This is a genomic window from Streptomyces malaysiensis subsp. malaysiensis (assembly GCF_040653035.1).
Classification (GTDB): Bacteria; Actinomycetota; Actinomycetes; order Streptomycetales; family Streptomycetaceae; genus Streptomyces; species Streptomyces malaysiensis.
The window spans coordinates 70079-85073 of the sequence record NZ_JBEZNG010000003.1; the positions used below are offsets into that span (position 1 = coordinate 70079).

Sequence of the window (14995 nt, forward strand, 5' to 3'; positions counted from 1 at the left end):
GAGTGATCCCGGACCATGAGGGATTTACGTGAAGAACACCACTCCAACGAGGGGCGCCCGGTGCGGGGTGCGTAGTGTCGTACTCATGAGTACGACAGCTGATCCGCTCGCCGCCCTGGCCGCGCTGCCCGGTGTGACCGAGTCCGTGAACGCCGTACGGACCGCCGTGGACCGGGTCTACGGGCACCGGGTGATGCGCCGCCGCAGCAATGAGGTCACCTCCGAGGCGGCGTTGCGCGGGGCGCGGGGCTCCGCCGCGCTGGCCGGTGCGGACTGGGCGCTGGAAGAGGTGCGCCGCCGCACCGACTTCGGGGCCGAGGGCGAGCCGCGCACGGTGGGCGCGGCGCTGCGGCTGACGGCCGAGGCGGGGCAGTTGCTGAGCATCTGGCGTCAGTCGCCGCTGCGGGTGCTGGCCCGGCTGCATCTGGTCGCGGCGGGCGGGGCGGAGGGTGACGAGCGGGTCGGGCGCCCCCGGCAGTCGGGTGAGCCGGTGGACGAGCCGCTGATCGGGTCCGATCTGCCGCTGCCGGACGCGGACGAGGTGGCGGGACGACTCGAAGGGCTGGCCCAGCTGCTGCTCGCGGGCAGCGAGGCTCCGGCGCTGGTGACGGCGGCGGTGGTGCACGGCGAACTGCTCGCCCTGCGGCCCTTTGTCTCCCGCAATGGTCTGGTGGCGCGCGCGGCGGAGCGGATCGTGCTGGTCGGCAGCGGTCTCGATCCCAAGTCGATCTGCCCGGCCGAGGTGGGGTACGCGGAGCTGGGCGCCGGGCCGTATATGGCGGCGCTTGAGGGCTATGCGTCCGGGACGCCGGAGGGGATGGCGGTGTGGATCGCGCACTGCGGACGGGCGGTTGAGCTCGGGGTGCGGGAGTCCACGGCGGTCTGCGAGGCCCTTCAGCGCGGGGCTGCCTGACGCGGGACAAATGCGGCCAGACGTCGGACGAAAGCGGCGGGACGCCGGACAAGTGCGGCCGGACGCATGACGAAAGCAGCGGGAAGCCGGACGGGAGCGGCGGGGGGCCGGACAAGAGTTGCGGCGGTACCACGTGGGTACCGCCGCTGGCACAGCTGCCGGGTTACCATGCGTGCAATCCTATTCGCCCATCAGGTCGGGAACTCTTGCCCGTCACCTGGTGCGGCTGGCCCGTAATCGACGGGTCGACGTCGCGTGGGTGCTCAGCATCTGTGCTCGGTCCGTGGGGCCTTGGCGTCTGGGGGTTTCCTCCCGGATACCCCTGGTCTCGCGGGCCTTCGATTCCTTTGTACTCCTGCGGGAGGTCAAGTGGAACCCCTCACCACAGATCTTTGCTGTTACCCCTAAACGCGGGCATAAAGGGCACGACGCCGATTGGTGTACCACACCAGACCGGCAGTGGCGGCGGCCGCGCCGACGGCCGCGGCCACCGCGAGCACCGGTCGGGGTGGCATGGAGAGGGAGGGCCTGCGCTGCTTCAGCCGTACCGGGCGGTTGAAGGAGAGCACCGGCCAGCCGCGGGCCGCCGCCTCGCGTCGCAGCGCCCGGTCCGGGTTGACGGTGTGGGGGTGGCCGACCGCCTCCAGCATCGGGAGATCGGTCACCGAATCGCTGTAGGCGTAACAGTGCGACAAGTCGTAGCCCTCCGACTCCGCAAGCTGGGCGATCGCCTCCGCCTTGGTCGGGCCATAGGCGTAGTACTCCACCTCTCCCGTGAAGACCCCGTTCTCGACGACCAGTCGGGTGGCCACCACGCGGTCCGCGCCCAGAAGCTCACCGATCGGCTCGACCACCTCGGCGCCGGAGGTGCTGACGATCACCACATCGCGGCCGGCGGCGTGGTGCTCCTCGATGAGCGAGGCGGCCTCGTCGTAGATGATGGGGTCGATGAGGTCGTGCAGGGTCTCCGCGACGATCTCCTTGACCTGCTGGACATTCCATCCTCGACAGAGCGCGGAGAGGTACTCGCGCATCCGCTCCATCTGTTCGTGATCGGCGCCGCCCGCGAGGAAGACAAACTGTGCATAGGCAGTACGCAGTACAGCCCGGCGGTTGATCAGACCACCCTGGTAGAAGGACTTGCTGAAGGTGAGAGCGCTTGACTTCGCAATGACCGTCTTGTCCAGGTCAAAGAAGGCAGCTGTCCGAGGCGAGGAGTGGTTTTCCACGACGCCGAGCATAGGGCCCACCATTCGGCGTAAGCTGAGGCGCGTGGGTTTGCCTGAGAAGGCTCTCGGGTACACCATGGAAGTCACGGATCGTTCGCGACCGTGCTAACCCGGCCCGACTCCTCCCCCCCCGAGTCGGCCGTGGGGACGACCCCCGCTCTCCCCCCCGGCGGGGGTCGTCGCATGTCCGGACGCATTTTCAGCGTTCTCATGAGATCTTGCTCCCTTCCCTCGGGCCTGTGTGGCCCCGCCTCTCCACAGCTTGAGAGGTAACCGTGCGTAATCGCTAGGCTGCTCTCCGGAAGTCACTGCTTTAGGTGACTGGGATATTCACAACTGATGAGTTGTCCACAGTTTTGGACCAAGATCCCCAAGATTTTCTGGATCGCAGCACGGTGATTCTCCGCGATGCTCGCACTCGCTGTTCGCGGGAGTGAGAGCGCGTAACGGATTTATGGAGGGGATCGTGACTGCATCCATCACACCGGAACGCCCTTCGACAGCCGAAGGACAGCGGGGCAGACCGCTCATCGTCACCGAGGACGAGGAGCTTCTGGACGATCTGTTGCGGCTGTGCGCGGCGGCCGGAGCCGAACCGGAAGTGGCCCATGGCGTGCTCACCCGCCGGGGCAGCTGGGAATCCGCACCGCTCATTCTGGTCGGCGACGACTCGGCCGCCCGGCTGTGCGACCGAGCCCGCCGAGAAGGCGTGCTCCTCATCGGGCGCGATCTGGACGACCACGGCATCTGGCAGCGGGCGGTGGCGCTCGGCGCGGACAATGTGGCGTTCCTGCCCGATGCCGAGACCTGGCTGGTGGACCGGATCGCCGATGTCGCCGAGGGCGTGGGCCGGCAGGCCCTGACCATCGGGGTCATCGGCGGCCGCGGCGGCGCGGGCGCCTCCACCCTGGCCTGCGCCCTGGCGGTCACCGCAGCCCGCTCCGGCCGGCGCACCATGCTGATCGACGGCGATCCGCTGGGCGGCGGGCTCGATGTGCTGCTCGGCGGCGAGGGCGCGCAGGGGCTGAGATGGCCCGCCTTCGCCGAGTCGCGGGGGCGGGTCGCCGGAAGCGCCCTCGAGGAGTCGCTGCCCGAGCTGCACTCGCTGCGGGTGCTCAGCTGGGACCGCGGCGATTCGGTCGTCATCCCGGCGTCCGCGATGCGGGCGGTGCTGGCGGCCGCCAGACGGCGCGGTGGGGTCGTGGTGGTGGATCTGCCGCGCCGCGTGGACGACGCGGCGGCCGAGGCCCTGGCCCAGATCGACCTCGGGCTGCTGGTCGTCCCGGCGGAGCTGCGAGCGGTCGCCGCCGCCCATCGGGTGGCGTCCACCGTCGGCATGGTGCTGCGCGATCTGCGGGCGGTGGTGCGGGGCCCGTGCGGGCCGGAGCTCGGCGACGAGGAGATCGCGGACCTGCTCGGGCTGCCGCTGGCCGGTCAGCTGCCGCCGGAGCCCGGTCTGGCGGACGCGTTCGAGGGCGGGGAGCCCCCGGGCGGCAGCCCCTGCGGACCGCTCGGCCGGTTCTGCGCCGAGTTCTGGGCGCGTGCGCTCGCCGACGAGGGGGGTGTCACCGCATGAGCGCCGTATCGCCGGATCTCCTGGACGCGGTGCGGCTGCGGCTGGCCGGGAGCGGCGCGGAGCCCACGCCCGCGCGGGTGGCGGCGGCCCTGCGCGAGGAGGGGCGGCTGCTCGGCGACACCGAGGTGCTCGGGGTGGTGGAGACACTGCGTTCCGAACTGGTCGGCACCGGCCCCCTGGAGCCGCTGCTGGCCGCCCCCGATGTCACGGACGTCCTGGTCACCGCCCCCGACGAGGTATGGGTGGACCGGGGCTCGGGGCTGGAGCGCACCGCGGTCACCTTCGTGGACGCGGCCGCCGTGCGCAGGCTTGCGCAGCGGCTCGCCGCGGTGGCCGGGCGGCGGCTGGACGACGCCCGGCCGTGGGTGGACGCCCGGCTGCCGGACGGGACACGGCTGCATGCGGTGCTCCCTCCGGTCGCGGTCGGCTCGACCTGTCTGTCGCTGCGGGTGGTGCGCCCCCGGGCGTTCTCCCTCGCGGAGCTGGAGGCGGCCGGCACGGTGCCGCCGGGTGGCGCGCGGCTGCTGCGGGCCATGCTGGACGCCCGGCTGTCATACCTGATCAGTGGCGGCACGGGCTCGGGCAAGACCACGCTGCTGAGCACCCTGCTGGGGCTGGTCGGCCCGCGGGAGCGGATCGTCCTCGCCGAGGACTCGGCCGAGCTGCGGCCCGACCACCCGCATGTGGTCCGGCTGGAGACCCGCCCCGCCAACCAGGAGGGCCGGGGCCAGGTCACCCTGCGGGATCTGGTGCGGCAGGCGCTGCGGATGCGCCCCGACCGGCTGGTGGTCGGGGAGGTGAGAGGCGCCGAGGTCACCGATCTCCTGGGGGCCTTGAACACCGGCCACGAGGGCGGCTGCGGGACCGTCCACGCCAATACGGCGGCCGACGTACCCGCGCGGCTGGAGGCGCTCGGCTCGACCGCCGGTCTGGATCGGGCCGCGCTCCACAGCCAGTTGGCGGCGGCGCTGTCGGTCGTAGTCCACCTGGTGCGGGACCGCGGCGGGCGGCGCAGGATCGCCGAGCTGCATGTGCTGGACCGGGACCGGGCGGGCTTCGTCACGACCGTCCCAGCGGCCGTATGGGGCCCGGAGGGCTTCGAACGGGCGGCGGGCTGGCACCGGCTCCAGCGGCTGTGCGCACGGGGCGGAGGCGCGGCATGACGGGCGCTGGAGTGGACCAGGGGGCGCTGGCGCTGTGCGCCGCGGTGCTGTGCGCGGGGGCGGCCGTATGGCTGCTCACCGGGCGGGACCGGGAGCTGCGCCGGGCCAGGCTGCTGTTCGCGGGCGGCGGGCCCGTCGAGCCCGTCGAGTCCGCTGGTGTCGATCCGGTGCGGCGGCTGTCCGAGACGGCCGCCGGGCTGAGGGAGCGCTGGCGGCTCGGGTACGGCGGGCGGATGGGGCGTGAGCTGCTGTGCCTGCCGGTCGGATGTGTGCTCGCGCTGCTGGGCGCGTCGGTTCTGCCGCTGCTCGGGGCGGTGCTGGCCACTCCGGCCGTCGGCCGGTGGCTGCGGTCCCGGCGGCGTGAGCGGGACCGTGTGCGGCGTGCCGCCGGGGTGATCGAGCTCTGTGTCACCGTGGCGGGCGAGCTGCGGGCCGGGCGGCATCCCGGCGAGGCACTGCTGGCGGTGGACCCGGGGCACCTGAGGGAGCGTTGGGGGCTGGTGACGGCCGCTGCGCGGTTCGGCGGCGATGTGCCGGACGCGCTGCGGAGGGTGGCCCGGCTGCCGGGTGCCGAGGGGCTGACCGGGGTCGCGGCCTGCTGGCAGGTGGCGGTCGACGAGGGGGCGGGGCTGGCCGCGGGGCTCGATCGGGTGGCCGCCGCCCTGCGCGCCGAGCGGGACCAGGGGGACAGCCTGGACGCCAAGCTGGCGGGGGCCAAGGCCACCGCCCTCGCGCTGGCGGTGCTGCCCGCCGTCGGGCTGGTGCTGGGCGGTCTGCTGGGCTCCGATCCGCTGCATGAGCTGCTGCACACCCCGGCCGGCCTGAGCTGTCTGCTGGTGGGCGGCCTGCTGGAGTGGGCGGGCCTGGTCTGGACCGGCCGGATGGTGCGGGCGGCGCGTGAGCCGGGGCGGCCGGTGGCCGATGAGCGCTGAAGTTGTCCACAGCCTGGGGATTTCGCTGTCCGTTCTGGCGGCGGTCGTGTGCACGGCGATGGCGATGGCCGAGGCCCATCGGGAGCGGGGCGTCCGACGACGGCTGACGGCGCTGATTCCGGGTGCGGAGGACGGGCGGCCGAAGCGGGCCCGGCCGTGGCGGCGGTGGCGCGCCGGGGCCGGTGCGGGCGCCCTGCCCGCCTGGGCCGCGCCGGGCGGTGCCCTGACGATCGCCGTGGTCCTCGTCGGAGGGCTGCCGGGGTGGGTGCTGGGGCTCGCCGCTGGCTGCGGCCTCTGGCGGTGGCAGCGGCACCGCCGGGCCACGCCCGGCCGGTCAGGCGGTGACCGGCACCTGGAGGCCCTCGCCGCCCGTCAGCTCCCGCTGGCCGCCGATCTGCTGACCGCCTGCCTGGCGGCCGGAGCGGGCCCGCGGAAGGCGGCGGAGGCGGTGGGAGGTTCGCTCGGCGGCCCGGTCGGCGAGCGGCTCGCCCAGACCGCGGCGGAGCTGCGGCTGGGAGGCGAACCGGCCCACGCCTGGGGGCGCATCGCGGCGCTGCCCGGAGCGCAGGGGCTGGCGCACGCTCTGGAACGCGCCGGGACGACGGGCGCCCCGGCGGTGGAGCCGGTGTCCCGGCTGGCGGCCGAATGCCGGGCCGAGCAGGGGCGGGAGGCGATGAGACGGGCCGACCGCACCGGCGTGCTGGTCAACGCACCGCTCGCGGGCTGCTTCCTCCCCGCGTTCCTGCTGATCGGTCTGGCCCCGGTGATGATCGGGCTCGCCCGCGGCCTGGCAGGTGACGGCCCCTGAGCGCTGGTGAGACCAGCAGTGACAGTGACACGGGCGACAGAGGCACGGATGGCGGCTGTACGGACGACAGCGGCACGGGTGGCGGCTGCCCGGATGGCGGCGACACGGGTGGCGGCAGCACGGACGACGGCTGTACGAGCGACAGCCGAACGAGCGACAGCAACTCGGGCGATAGCGGCACGGGAACAGCACGACGAACGACGACACCGCGGTCAGTGGCACCGCGGACAGGACTGCGGACAGGACAAGGGGGCCGACATGGTGAAGCAGTGGTGGGTACGGCGGTACGCGGCGGCGCGTGCGAAGGCTGATGCGGGCATGGCCACCGCCGAGTACGCGATGGGGACGATCGCGGCATGCGGGTTCGCCGCGGTGCTCTACAAGGTGGTGACCAGCGGGACCGTCAGCGGTGCGCTGCAATCGGTCATCGGACGGGCGCTCGATGCGCAGTTCTGAGGAGCTGAGGACGGCGACGTGGAACGCCCCGCGCGCCGGGAGCGGCGTGCGGGGCGTTTCCGGGCCCCGGGATACCCCGACGGTCGGGGGTGCCCCACGGGCCCGGGACATCTCTGGAGTCCGGGGCGTTCTCAGGACCCGGGCCGTCCTGCCGGTCGGGGGCGCCCCAAGGGCTCAGGGTGTCCCTGGGGCCTGGGCCATCCCCGGGGCCCGAGGCGTTCCCAGGGCCGGGGGCGTCCCGACGGTCGCCGGTGTTCCAAGGGCTCAGGGCGTCCCAAGGGGGTGGGCCATCCCCGGGGCCCGAGGTGTTCTCAGGGCCCGGGGCATCCCGACGTTCGCGGGCGCCCCAAGGGCTCGGGGCATCCCTGGGACCTGGGGTGTTCCCAGGGCACAGGGTGTTCCGAAGGTCGGAAGCGTCCTGAGGATCCGAGGCATGGGGCGGGACAGTGGCTTCGTCACGGCGGAGGCGGCCGTCGCGCTGCCGGTGCTGGCGCTGTTCGCCCTGATGCTGATCTGGGGGCTGATGGCCGCGTCCGCGCAGCTTCAGTGCGTGGACGCGGCCAGAGCCGGGGCGAGGGCGGCGGCGCGTTCGGAGCCGAGAGCGGACGCGATGGCCGCCGCCCGCTCGGCTGCGCCCGATGGAGCGCGGGTCGAGCTGTGGCGGGAGGGGGACCTGGTGCGGGTGCGGGTCCGGACCCACGCGGCCGGACCCGGTCCGCTGGCGGTGAATCTGCGCGGCGAGGCGGCCGCGCTCGCCGAGGACACGGTGGGCGCGACGGGCGGGGGCGATGCGGCCCGGGAGGCGGGGCCGTGAGAGGGGTGCCGTGAGAAGGGCGGACGACCGGGGGTCGGCCACTGTCTGGGTAGCGCTGGCCGCGACAGCCCTGTGCGCCGTGTTCGCGGTCGTACTGGCAGCCGGGCAGGCCATGGTGGCACGCCATCGGGCGGGCGGAGCCGCCGATCTGGCGGCGCTCGCGGCGGCGGACCACGGCTTGGAAGGCGTTCGTACGGCTTGCGGTCTCGCCCGGCGGGTGGCCTCCGCGCAGGGGGCGCGCGTGGTGCGCTGCGCCCTGAGCGGTGAGATAGCGGATCTCACGGCGGAGGTGCGCACCGGCCCCTTCACCCTCCGGGCCCGGGCACGGGCGGGCCCTGCGGGAACTCCCGTCAGCGGACCGCCGTCGGCGCCGGGCGGCGGGGAGCGTTCACTCGGCGGCCGGCGGTTGTTCGGGGGCGCCGGCGAGCAGGGTCGTCAGCAGACGGATGGCGGCCTTCTTGTCGAGCGGGTCGTTGCCGTTGCCGCATTTGGGCGACTGGATGCAGGACGGACATCCCGCCTCGCACTCGCAGACGGCGATCGCCTCGCGGGTGGCCGCCAGCCAGCGGGCGGCCGTGTGGAAGGCGCGTTCGGCGAAGCCCGCGCCCCCGGGGTGCCCGTCGTACACGAAGACGGTCGGCAGCAGCGTGTCCGGGTGCAGCGGGATGGACACCCCGCCGATGTCCCAGCGGTCACAGGTGGCGAAGAGCGGCAGGATGCCGATCGAGGCGTGCTCGGCGGCGTGCAAGGCGCCCCCGAGGGCCTGGGGGTGCACCCGGGCGTCGTCGAGCTGGTCATCGGTGACCGTCCACCACACGGCCCGGGTGCGCAGGGTGCGCGGCGGAAGGTCCAGCTTGGACTCGCCGAGGACCTCACCGGTGATCAGCTTGCGGCGCAGAAACGAGACGACCTGGTTGGTGACCTCGACCGAGCCGAAACACAGCCGCGCGTCCCCCCAGGGGATCTCGGTGGTGGTCTCCAGGATGGAGATCGCCGTGGTGTCGCGGGCCGTGGTCGAGTAGGGCGGAGTGGCCTCCTCCACCAGGGCGACCGAGTCGTCGAGGTCGAGCTGCTTGACGAGATAGCTCCGGCCCTGATGGAGGTGGACGGCGCCCTCGTGGACGGTGGTGTGGGCGGCCGCGGCGTCCACGGTGCCCAGCAGCCGCCCGGTGGCCGCCTCGACGACCTGGACCGGGCTGCCGCCCGCCCCGCGGATGTCGGTGAGGTCGGCGGCGCGCTCACGGCGTGTCCAGTGCCACGCGGTCGCCCGGCGCCGCAGCAGCTTGCGCTGCTCCAGCTGCGGCATCAGCTCCTCGGTGGCGGGCCCGAAGAGTTCCAGGTCGGGCTCGGTGAGCGGAAGCTCGGCCGCGGCCGCGCAGAGGTGCGGCGCGAGGACGTAAGGGTTGTCCGGGTCCAGGACGGTGGACTCCACCGGCTGCCGGAAGAGGGCGTCCGGGTGGTGGACGAGATAGGTGTCCAGCGGGTCGTCCCGGGCGACCAGGATCGCGAGGGCCCCTTCGCCGGTGCGCCCGGCCCGTCCCGCCTGCTGCCACAGGGAGGCGCGGGTGCCGGGATAGCCCGCCACGACCACGGCGTCCAGCCCGGCGATGTCCATCCCCAGCTCCAGGGCGGTGGTGGCGGCGAGCCCCAGCAGCTCACCGGAGTGCAGGGCCCGCTCCAGGGCGCGGCGCTCCTCGGGGAGATAGCCGCCGCGATAGGCGGCGATCCGGTCCGGCAGCGAGCGGTCCACTTCGGCGAGCCGCTCCTGGGCGATGAGCGCGATGAGCTCCGCGCCCCGCCGGGAGCGCACGAACGTGACCGTACGGACGCCCTGGACGGCCAGGTCGGTGAGCAGATCCGCGGACTCGGCCGTGGCCGTGCGGCGCACGGGGGCGCCCTGCTCACCGTGGAGCTCGGTCAGCGGCGGCTCCCAGAGGGCGAAGACGACCTCGCCGCGGGGCGAGCCGTCCTCGGTGATCTCCACGACGGGCACGCCGGTCAGCCGACCCGCGGCGACCGCCGGATCGGAGGCGGTGGCCGAGGCGAGCAGGAACACCGGCGAGGAGCCGTAGCGGGCGCAGACGCGGCGCAGCCTGCGCAGCACCTGGGCCACATGGGAGCCGAAGACACCCCGGTAGGTGTGGCACTCGTCGATCACCACATAACGCAGCGTGCGCAGGAAGGAGGACCATCTGGGGTGGCCGGGCAGGATGCCCCGGTGGAGCATGTCGGGGTTGGTGAGCACGTAGTTCGCGTACTGCCGGACCCACTCGCGCTCCTCGACGGGCGTGTCGCCGTCGTAGACCGCCGCCCGGATGCCGGTGCCCAGCGGGGCGGTGAGGTCGGCCAGCGCGCGCCGCTGGTCGGCGGCCAGCGCCTTGGTGGGGGAGAGATACAGGGCGGTCGCCCCTCGTCCGCTGGGCTCCTCCGCGCCGTCCAGCAGGGTGCTGAGGACGGGGGCCAGATAGGCGAGGGACTTGCCGGAGGCGGTTCCGGTGGCCACGACCACGGATTCCCCGCGCAGCGCGTGTTCGGCGGTGCGGGCCTGGTGGGCCCAGGGGCGCTCGATTCCAGCCGATTGAATGGCGTCGATCACCTCCGGCCGGATCGCCGAGGGCCAGTCGGCATGGGTTCCCTGGCGCGGGGGCAAGTGCTCCGTATGAGTGATGCGCGTGCCCCGGCCCGCCCCGGTGCTCAGCCGACCGAGGACGGCCCGGGGTGAGGGGCGTATGCCCGCCTGCCGCGGGATTTGGTTCTGGGCCATCGACACCGAGTGTGTCACTGGTCTGACGGACAATGGTCTCAAGGCGTCGTGCACGCCTGCTGGTAAGTGATTGAATGCCATCGCGGCTGCCGATCCATGGGGGGCGACCGCTCGATGCAAGGTGCTGGAGGATCCGTGGACCTGTCCCTGTCGACTCGGACCGTCGACGACCGCACGGTCGTCGAGGTCGGTGGCGAGATTGATGTATACACCGCGCCCAAGCTGCGCGAGCAGCTGGTCGAGCTTGTCAACGACGGCAACTACCACCTGGTCGTCGACATGGAGGGCGTCGACTTTCTCGACTCCACCGGACTCGGCGTGCTCGTCGGCGGGCTCAAGCGAGTGCGGGCCCACGAGGGCTCGCTGCGCCTGGTCTGCAACCAGGAGCGCATTCTGAAGATCTTCCGCATCACCGGCCTGACCAAGGTGTTCCCGATTCACACCTCGGTCGAGGACGCTGTCGCGGCGACCGACTGACAAGATCGCCGAAGGAAGACACAGAAGGGGGTTCCGGGCGGCGCTCGCCCGGCCCTCCCCATATGCACGCCCTTACGCCCGAGGGGGATGGCATGGCCACCGTCGAACTCCGCTTCAGCGCGCTGCCCGAGCACGTCAGGACCGCCCGTCTTGTCGCGGCGGCAGTGGCGCGCCGTGCGGGGGTGGATGAGGCCGTGCTCGACGAAGTGCGGCTCGCGGTCGGCGAAGCCTGCACGCGTGCGGTCGGGCTCCACCTGAGCAATGGGGTGGAGGCGCCGGTGCGGGTGATCCTGACCGAGGAGGAGAAGAAGTTCTCCATCGAGGTCGGTGACGAATCCCCGACCTCGGCGGCCCTGGCGACCGGTTCCCACCCGGAGGTGGACGACGAGGCCGAGGGCGAGGACGAGATGGGGCTCGCCGTCATCAGCGGGCTCGTCGACGATGTCGAGGTGACGAGCAGCGAGTCCGGCGGAGTGATCCGGATGAGCTGGCCGACCTCACCCCAGCCTCTGGTGTCCTAGCCGAAGGCTCTGGCGCATTGGGTCCTGGGTCCCTGGCCCAAGGCTCTGGCGCCCTGCCCAGAGGTTCGGGCCCTGCCTCAGCGGTCTGGGCCTTGCTCCCGCCAGCTTCTGCCCTGTCCCAGCGGTTCGGGGCCCGCTCATAGTGGTTCGGGACCCGCCCACAGCGGGCTGGGGCATGCCCGTAGCGGTTCGGGCCCCACCCGTCAGTGGTTCGGGGCCTGCTCCCGCCGGTTCGGCCCTGCCTGCGTGGTCTGGGGCTCTCCCGTGCCGGGCTGGGTCCTTCTCCTGCCGTTCGGTCCTGCCCCGGTAGGCCCCGGGGCCGTCCGTATCGGGCCGGGCCCCTCAGCCTCTGCTTGGCCCCGCCCCGAAGACGCGCGCCTCGCTCGCCGTGGCCGCCGTACCGGGCACCTTTTTCGGGATCTCTGTCCGCCGTCCCTCCCCCGGCCCGCGGGACCACCGGACCCGCCGTTTCATGATCGACGGTCCGGCTGTCGGCATGTCCGCGCCCGGTCGGCCGCATGGCCACCCCGCACCTCTCGGCGCGCGCTTTTTCGATCTCGGGCGTACGCTCTGAACAGCGCTTTTCTCAGCGTCGCGCTACTGCCGCGCGATCACCAATGAGATCATCTATATTGATCATTTATAGAGATCACTTTACATCCGTCAGTGAATTGTCGACCTTCCTTCTTCCGAAGGAATTCATACCGCCAAACCTATTGATCTTCGCTGGTGCGGGCGAATTCCCATTCCGGCGCCCTGTTTTGATCGTGTGACGCTCCCTACAATCCGTCCACATCTCGAGCTCAGGACGCCTGAGCGTGGCGGCTCTTCTGCGGTCGCAGAACTGCTGCGCGCCCATGTGCCAAACGTCAAGGAGGACGAATGGCGGGGCCTCTCACCCCTCATCAGCTGGACCTCACCCCAACCCTGGCCGCCGCAGAGCTGACCAACGACAACCGTGTGATCGTGCTGGTGATCGCCGCCGTCGCGATCGCGGCACTCGCGGTCGCGGTGGTGCTGGTACGACAAGTCCTCGCGGCGGACGAGGGCACGGACAGTATGAAGAAGATCGCCGAGGCCGTTCAGGAAGGCGCCAATGCCTATCTGGCCCGGCAGCTCCGCACTCTCGGCGGATTCGCCGTGGTGGTGTTCTTCCTGCTCATGCTGTTGCCGGCGGACGACTGGTCGCAACGCATCGGGCGTTCGGCGTTCTTTCTGATCGGTGCGGCATTCTCGGCGGCGACCGGCTATATCGGGATGTGGCTCGCCGTGCGCAGCAATGTGCGCGTCGCGGCCGCCGCCCGTGAGGCCACTCCCGAACCACCCACCACACCCGTCAATGGCGATTCGGCCGAGTCCTCGCCCGGTAAGCCGAGCGTGGATCTCACGGCCGTCTCGCACAAGGCAATGAAGATTGCTTTCCGGACCGGCGGTGTGGTGGGCATGTTCACCGTGGGCCTCGGCCTGCTGGGCGCCTCCTGTGTGGTGCTGGTCTACGCGGCCGACGCGCCCAAGGTGCTGGAGGGCTTCGGGCTCGGCGCCGCGCTGATCGCGATGTTCATGAGGGTCGGCGGTGGCATCTTCACCAAGGCCGCCGACGTCGGCGCCGACCTCGTCGGCAAGGTCGAGAAGGGCATCCCCGAGGACGACCCGCGCAACGCCGCCACCATCGCGGACAACGTCGGCGACAACGTCGGGGACTGCGCCGGTATGGCCGCCGACCTCTTCGAGTCGTATGCCGTCACCCTGGTGGCCGCGCTGATCCTCGGCAAGGCCGCCTTCGGCGACTCCGGGCTGGCCTTCCCGCTGCTCGTTCCGGCCATCGGTGTGCTCACCGCCATGATCGGGATCTTCGCCGTGGCCCCGCGCCGCACCGACCGCAGCGGAATGACCGCCATCAATCGCGGCTTCTTCATCTCCGCCCTGATCTCGATGGCGTTGGTGGCGATCGCGGTCTTCGTCTATCTGCCGTCCAGCTACGCGGATCTCGATGGCGTCACCAGCCGCGAGATCCTCGGCCACAGCGGTGACCCGCGTGTGCTCGCGCTTGTCGCCGTCGCCGTCGGCATCGTGCTGGCCGCGCTCATCCAGCAGCTCACGGGCTACTTCACCGAGACCACCCGGCGCCCCGTGCGGGACGTCGGCAAGACCTCGCTGACCGGCCCGGCCACGGTGGTGCTCTCCGGCATCTCGCTCGGTCTGGAGTCCGCCGTCTACTCGGCGGTGCTGATCGGTCTGAGCGTCTACGGCGCGTTCCTGCTCGGCGGCACTTCGATCATGCTGGCGCTGTTCGCGGTCGCGCTCGCCGGTACCGGTCTGCTCACCACGGTCGGCGTGATCGTCGCCATGGACACCTTCGGTCCGGTCTCCGACAACGCCCAGGGCATCGCCGAGATGTCCGGCGATGTCGAGGGCGCGGGCGCGCAGGTGCTCACCGACCTCGACGCGGTCGGCAACACCACCAAGGCGATCACCAAGGGCATCGCCATCGCCACCGCGGTGCTCGCCGCGGCCGCGCTCTTCGGCTCGTATCGCGACGCCATCGCCGAGGCCGTGAGCGAGGTGCACACCTCCGTGGCCGGGGAGATGAATCTGAACCTGGACATCTCGCAGCCCAACAACCTCGTGGGCCTCGTCCTCGGCGCCGCCGTCGTCTTCCTCTTCTCCGGACTGGCGATCAACGCGGTGTCGCGGTCGGCCGGCGCGGTGGTCTTCGAGGTGCGGCGGCAGTTCCGCGAGAAGCCCGGGATCATGAACTACAGCGAGAAGCCCGAGTACGGCCGGGTCGTCGACATCTGTACCAAGGACGCGCTGCGCGAGCTGGCCACACCGGGTCTGCTCGCCGTCATGGCGCCGATCGCCGTCGGCTTCACCTTCGGGGTCGGCGCGCTCGGTTCGTTCCTGGCGGGCGCGATCGGCACCGGCACGCTGATGGCCGTCTTCCTCGCCAACTCCGGCGGTGCCTGGGACAACGCCAAGAAGCTGGTCGAGGACGGTCACCACGGCGGCAAGGGGAGCGAGGCCCATGCCGCGACGGTGATCGGTGACACGGTCGGCGATCCCTTCAAGGACACCGCGGGCCCCGCGATCAACCCGCTGCTGAAGGTGATGAACCTGGTGGCGTTGTTGATCGCCCCCGCGGTGGTGAAGTTCTCTTACGGGGACCATGCCAGCCCGGGGCTGCGCGCGGTCGTCGCGGCGCTCGCCGTCGTGATCATCGTGACCGCGGTCTACATCTCCAAGCGGCGCGGAATCGTCGTAGGTGACGAAGGCAACTCCGAGCGGGTGGCGAAGTCAGCCGACGCGGCGGTGGTGTCCTAACCCCGGAAGGGGCCAGGGGGC

12 protein-coding genes and 1 pseudogene are annotated in these 14995 nt (G+C 72.0%); 11 read left to right on the forward strand and 2 right to left on the reverse strand.

Annotated features, from left to right (window positions below):
• Positions 1-85: 85 nt before the first annotated feature.
• Complete coding sequence (locus tag AB0E24_RS07430; protein WP_359375351.1) at positions 86-913, forward strand: Fic family protein; 828 nt, start codon at positions 86-88, stop codon at positions 911-913.
• A 404-nt stretch (positions 914-1317) separates the two neighbouring features.
• On the opposite strand, the gene AB0E24_RS07435 is transcribed toward AB0E24_RS07430, so the two are convergent.
• Positions 1318-2154: an HAD family hydrolase gene (locus AB0E24_RS07435; protein WP_359375353.1), complete on the reverse strand. Its 837-nt coding sequence runs from the start codon at positions 2152-2154 to the stop codon at positions 1318-1320.
• 454 nt (positions 2155-2608) lie between these two features.
• Here AB0E24_RS07435 and ssd point away from each other — a divergent pair, with 454 nt between their 5' ends.
• The 7 genes and pseudogenes from ssd to AB0E24_RS07470 form a co-directional block, all read left to right on the forward strand.
• Positions 2609-3718, forward strand: coding sequence for a septum site-determining protein Ssd (ssd, locus tag AB0E24_RS07440; protein ID WP_359375355.1), 1110 nt, complete (start codon positions 2609-2611; stop codon positions 3716-3718).
• Positions 3715-4881 carry a TadA family conjugal transfer-associated ATPase gene (locus AB0E24_RS07445; RefSeq protein WP_079258150.1) on the forward strand — a complete coding sequence of 389 codons (1167 nt, stop codon included), beginning with the start codon at positions 3715-3717 and terminating at the stop codon, positions 4879-4881. Before ssd ends, AB0E24_RS07445 begins: the two co-directional genes overlap by 4 nt.
• Positions 4878-5813, forward strand: a complete 936-nt coding sequence (locus tag AB0E24_RS07450; protein ID WP_069860965.1) for a type II secretion system F family protein — start codon at positions 4878-4880, stop codon at positions 5811-5813. The genes AB0E24_RS07445 and AB0E24_RS07450 overlap by 4 nt, the downstream gene beginning before the upstream one ends.
• Positions 5803-6621, forward strand: coding sequence for a type II secretion system F family protein (locus tag AB0E24_RS07455; RefSeq protein WP_359375358.1), 819 nt, complete (start codon positions 5803-5805; stop codon positions 6619-6621). Before AB0E24_RS07450 ends, AB0E24_RS07455 begins: the two co-directional genes overlap by 11 nt.
• A gap of 258 nt (positions 6622-6879) precedes the next feature.
• The gene (locus tag AB0E24_RS07460; protein WP_069860964.1) at positions 6880-7077 is read left to right on the forward strand and encodes a DUF4244 domain-containing protein; all 198 of its coding nucleotides are present in this window, start codon (positions 6880-6882) and stop codon (positions 7075-7077) included.
• Between the two features lie 433 nt (positions 7078-7510).
• Entirely contained in the window at positions 7511-7891 is a 381-nt protein-coding gene (locus tag AB0E24_RS07465) for a TadE family type IV pilus minor pilin (protein WP_359375361.1), read from the forward strand.
• Positions 7866-8168 (forward strand): annotated as a pseudogene (locus AB0E24_RS07470) (Rv3654c family TadE-like protein); the annotation flags it as partial. The gene AB0E24_RS07465 and the pseudogene AB0E24_RS07470, both read left to right, overlap by 26 nt.
• Positions 8169-8279: 111 nt before the next feature.
• On the opposite strand, the gene sftH reads toward AB0E24_RS07470, so the two are convergent.
• Entirely contained in the window at positions 8280-10736 is a 2457-nt protein-coding gene (gene sftH / locus AB0E24_RS07475; RefSeq protein ID WP_351372896.1) for a DNA 3'-5' helicase SftH, read from the reverse strand.
• Between the two features lie 54 nt (positions 10737-10790).
• Between sftH and bldG the strand changes: the two genes are divergently transcribed.
• The 3 genes from bldG to AB0E24_RS07490 all read left to right on the forward strand — a co-directional run bounded on the left by bldG (position 10791) and on the right by AB0E24_RS07490 (position 14974).
• Entirely contained in the window at positions 10791-11132 is a 342-nt protein-coding gene (gene bldG, locus AB0E24_RS07480; protein WP_014061729.1) for an anti-sigma factor antagonist BldG, read from the forward strand.
• A 92-nt stretch (positions 11133-11224) separates the two neighbouring features.
• A complete protein-coding gene (locus AB0E24_RS07485) occupies positions 11225-11653 on the forward strand; it encodes an ATP-binding protein (protein WP_359375364.1) in 429 nt (142 codons plus the stop codon).
• An 882-nt stretch (positions 11654-12535) separates the two neighbouring features.
• Positions 12536-14974, forward strand: a complete 2439-nt coding sequence (locus AB0E24_RS07490) for a sodium-translocating pyrophosphatase (protein WP_147966629.1) — start codon at positions 12536-12538, stop codon at positions 14972-14974.
• Positions 14975-14995: the final 21 nt, after the last annotated feature.

What these genes read in the sequence shown, in the direction of transcription:
- AB0E24_RS07430 (WP_359375351.1), top strand. Translation starts at nt 86, where the DNA reads ATGAGTACGACAGCTGATCCGCTCGCCGCCCTGGCCGCGCTGCCCGGT.
- AB0E24_RS07445 (WP_079258150.1), top strand. Translation starts at nt 3,715, where the DNA reads ATGAGCGCCGTATCGCCGGATCTCCTGGACGCGGTGCGGCTGCGGCTG.
- AB0E24_RS07460 (WP_069860964.1), top strand. Translation starts at nt 6,880, where the DNA reads ATGGTGAAGCAGTGGTGGGTACGGCGGTACGCGGCGGCGCGTGCGAAG.
- AB0E24_RS07450 (WP_069860965.1), top strand. Translation starts at nt 4,878, where the DNA reads ATGACGGGCGCTGGAGTGGACCAGGGGGCGCTGGCGCTGTGCGCCGCG.
- AB0E24_RS07465 (WP_359375361.1), top strand. Translation starts at nt 7,511, where the DNA reads ATGGGGCGGGACAGTGGCTTCGTCACGGCGGAGGCGGCCGTCGCGCTG.
- AB0E24_RS07435 (WP_359375353.1), bottom strand. Translation starts at nt 2,154, where the DNA reads ATGCTCGGCGTCGTGGAAAACCACTCCTCGCCTCGGACAGCTGCCTTC.
- AB0E24_RS07485 (WP_359375364.1), top strand. Translation starts at nt 11,225, where the DNA reads ATGGCCACCGTCGAACTCCGCTTCAGCGCGCTGCCCGAGCACGTCAGG.
- AB0E24_RS07455 (WP_359375358.1), top strand. Translation starts at nt 5,803, where the DNA reads ATGAGCGCTGAAGTTGTCCACAGCCTGGGGATTTCGCTGTCCGTTCTG.
- sftH (WP_351372896.1), bottom strand. Translation starts at nt 10,736, where the DNA reads ATGGCATTCAATCACTTACCAGCAGGCGTGCACGACGCCTTGAGACCA.
- AB0E24_RS07490 (WP_147966629.1), top strand. Translation starts at nt 12,536, where the DNA reads ATGGCGGGGCCTCTCACCCCTCATCAGCTGGACCTCACCCCAACCCTG.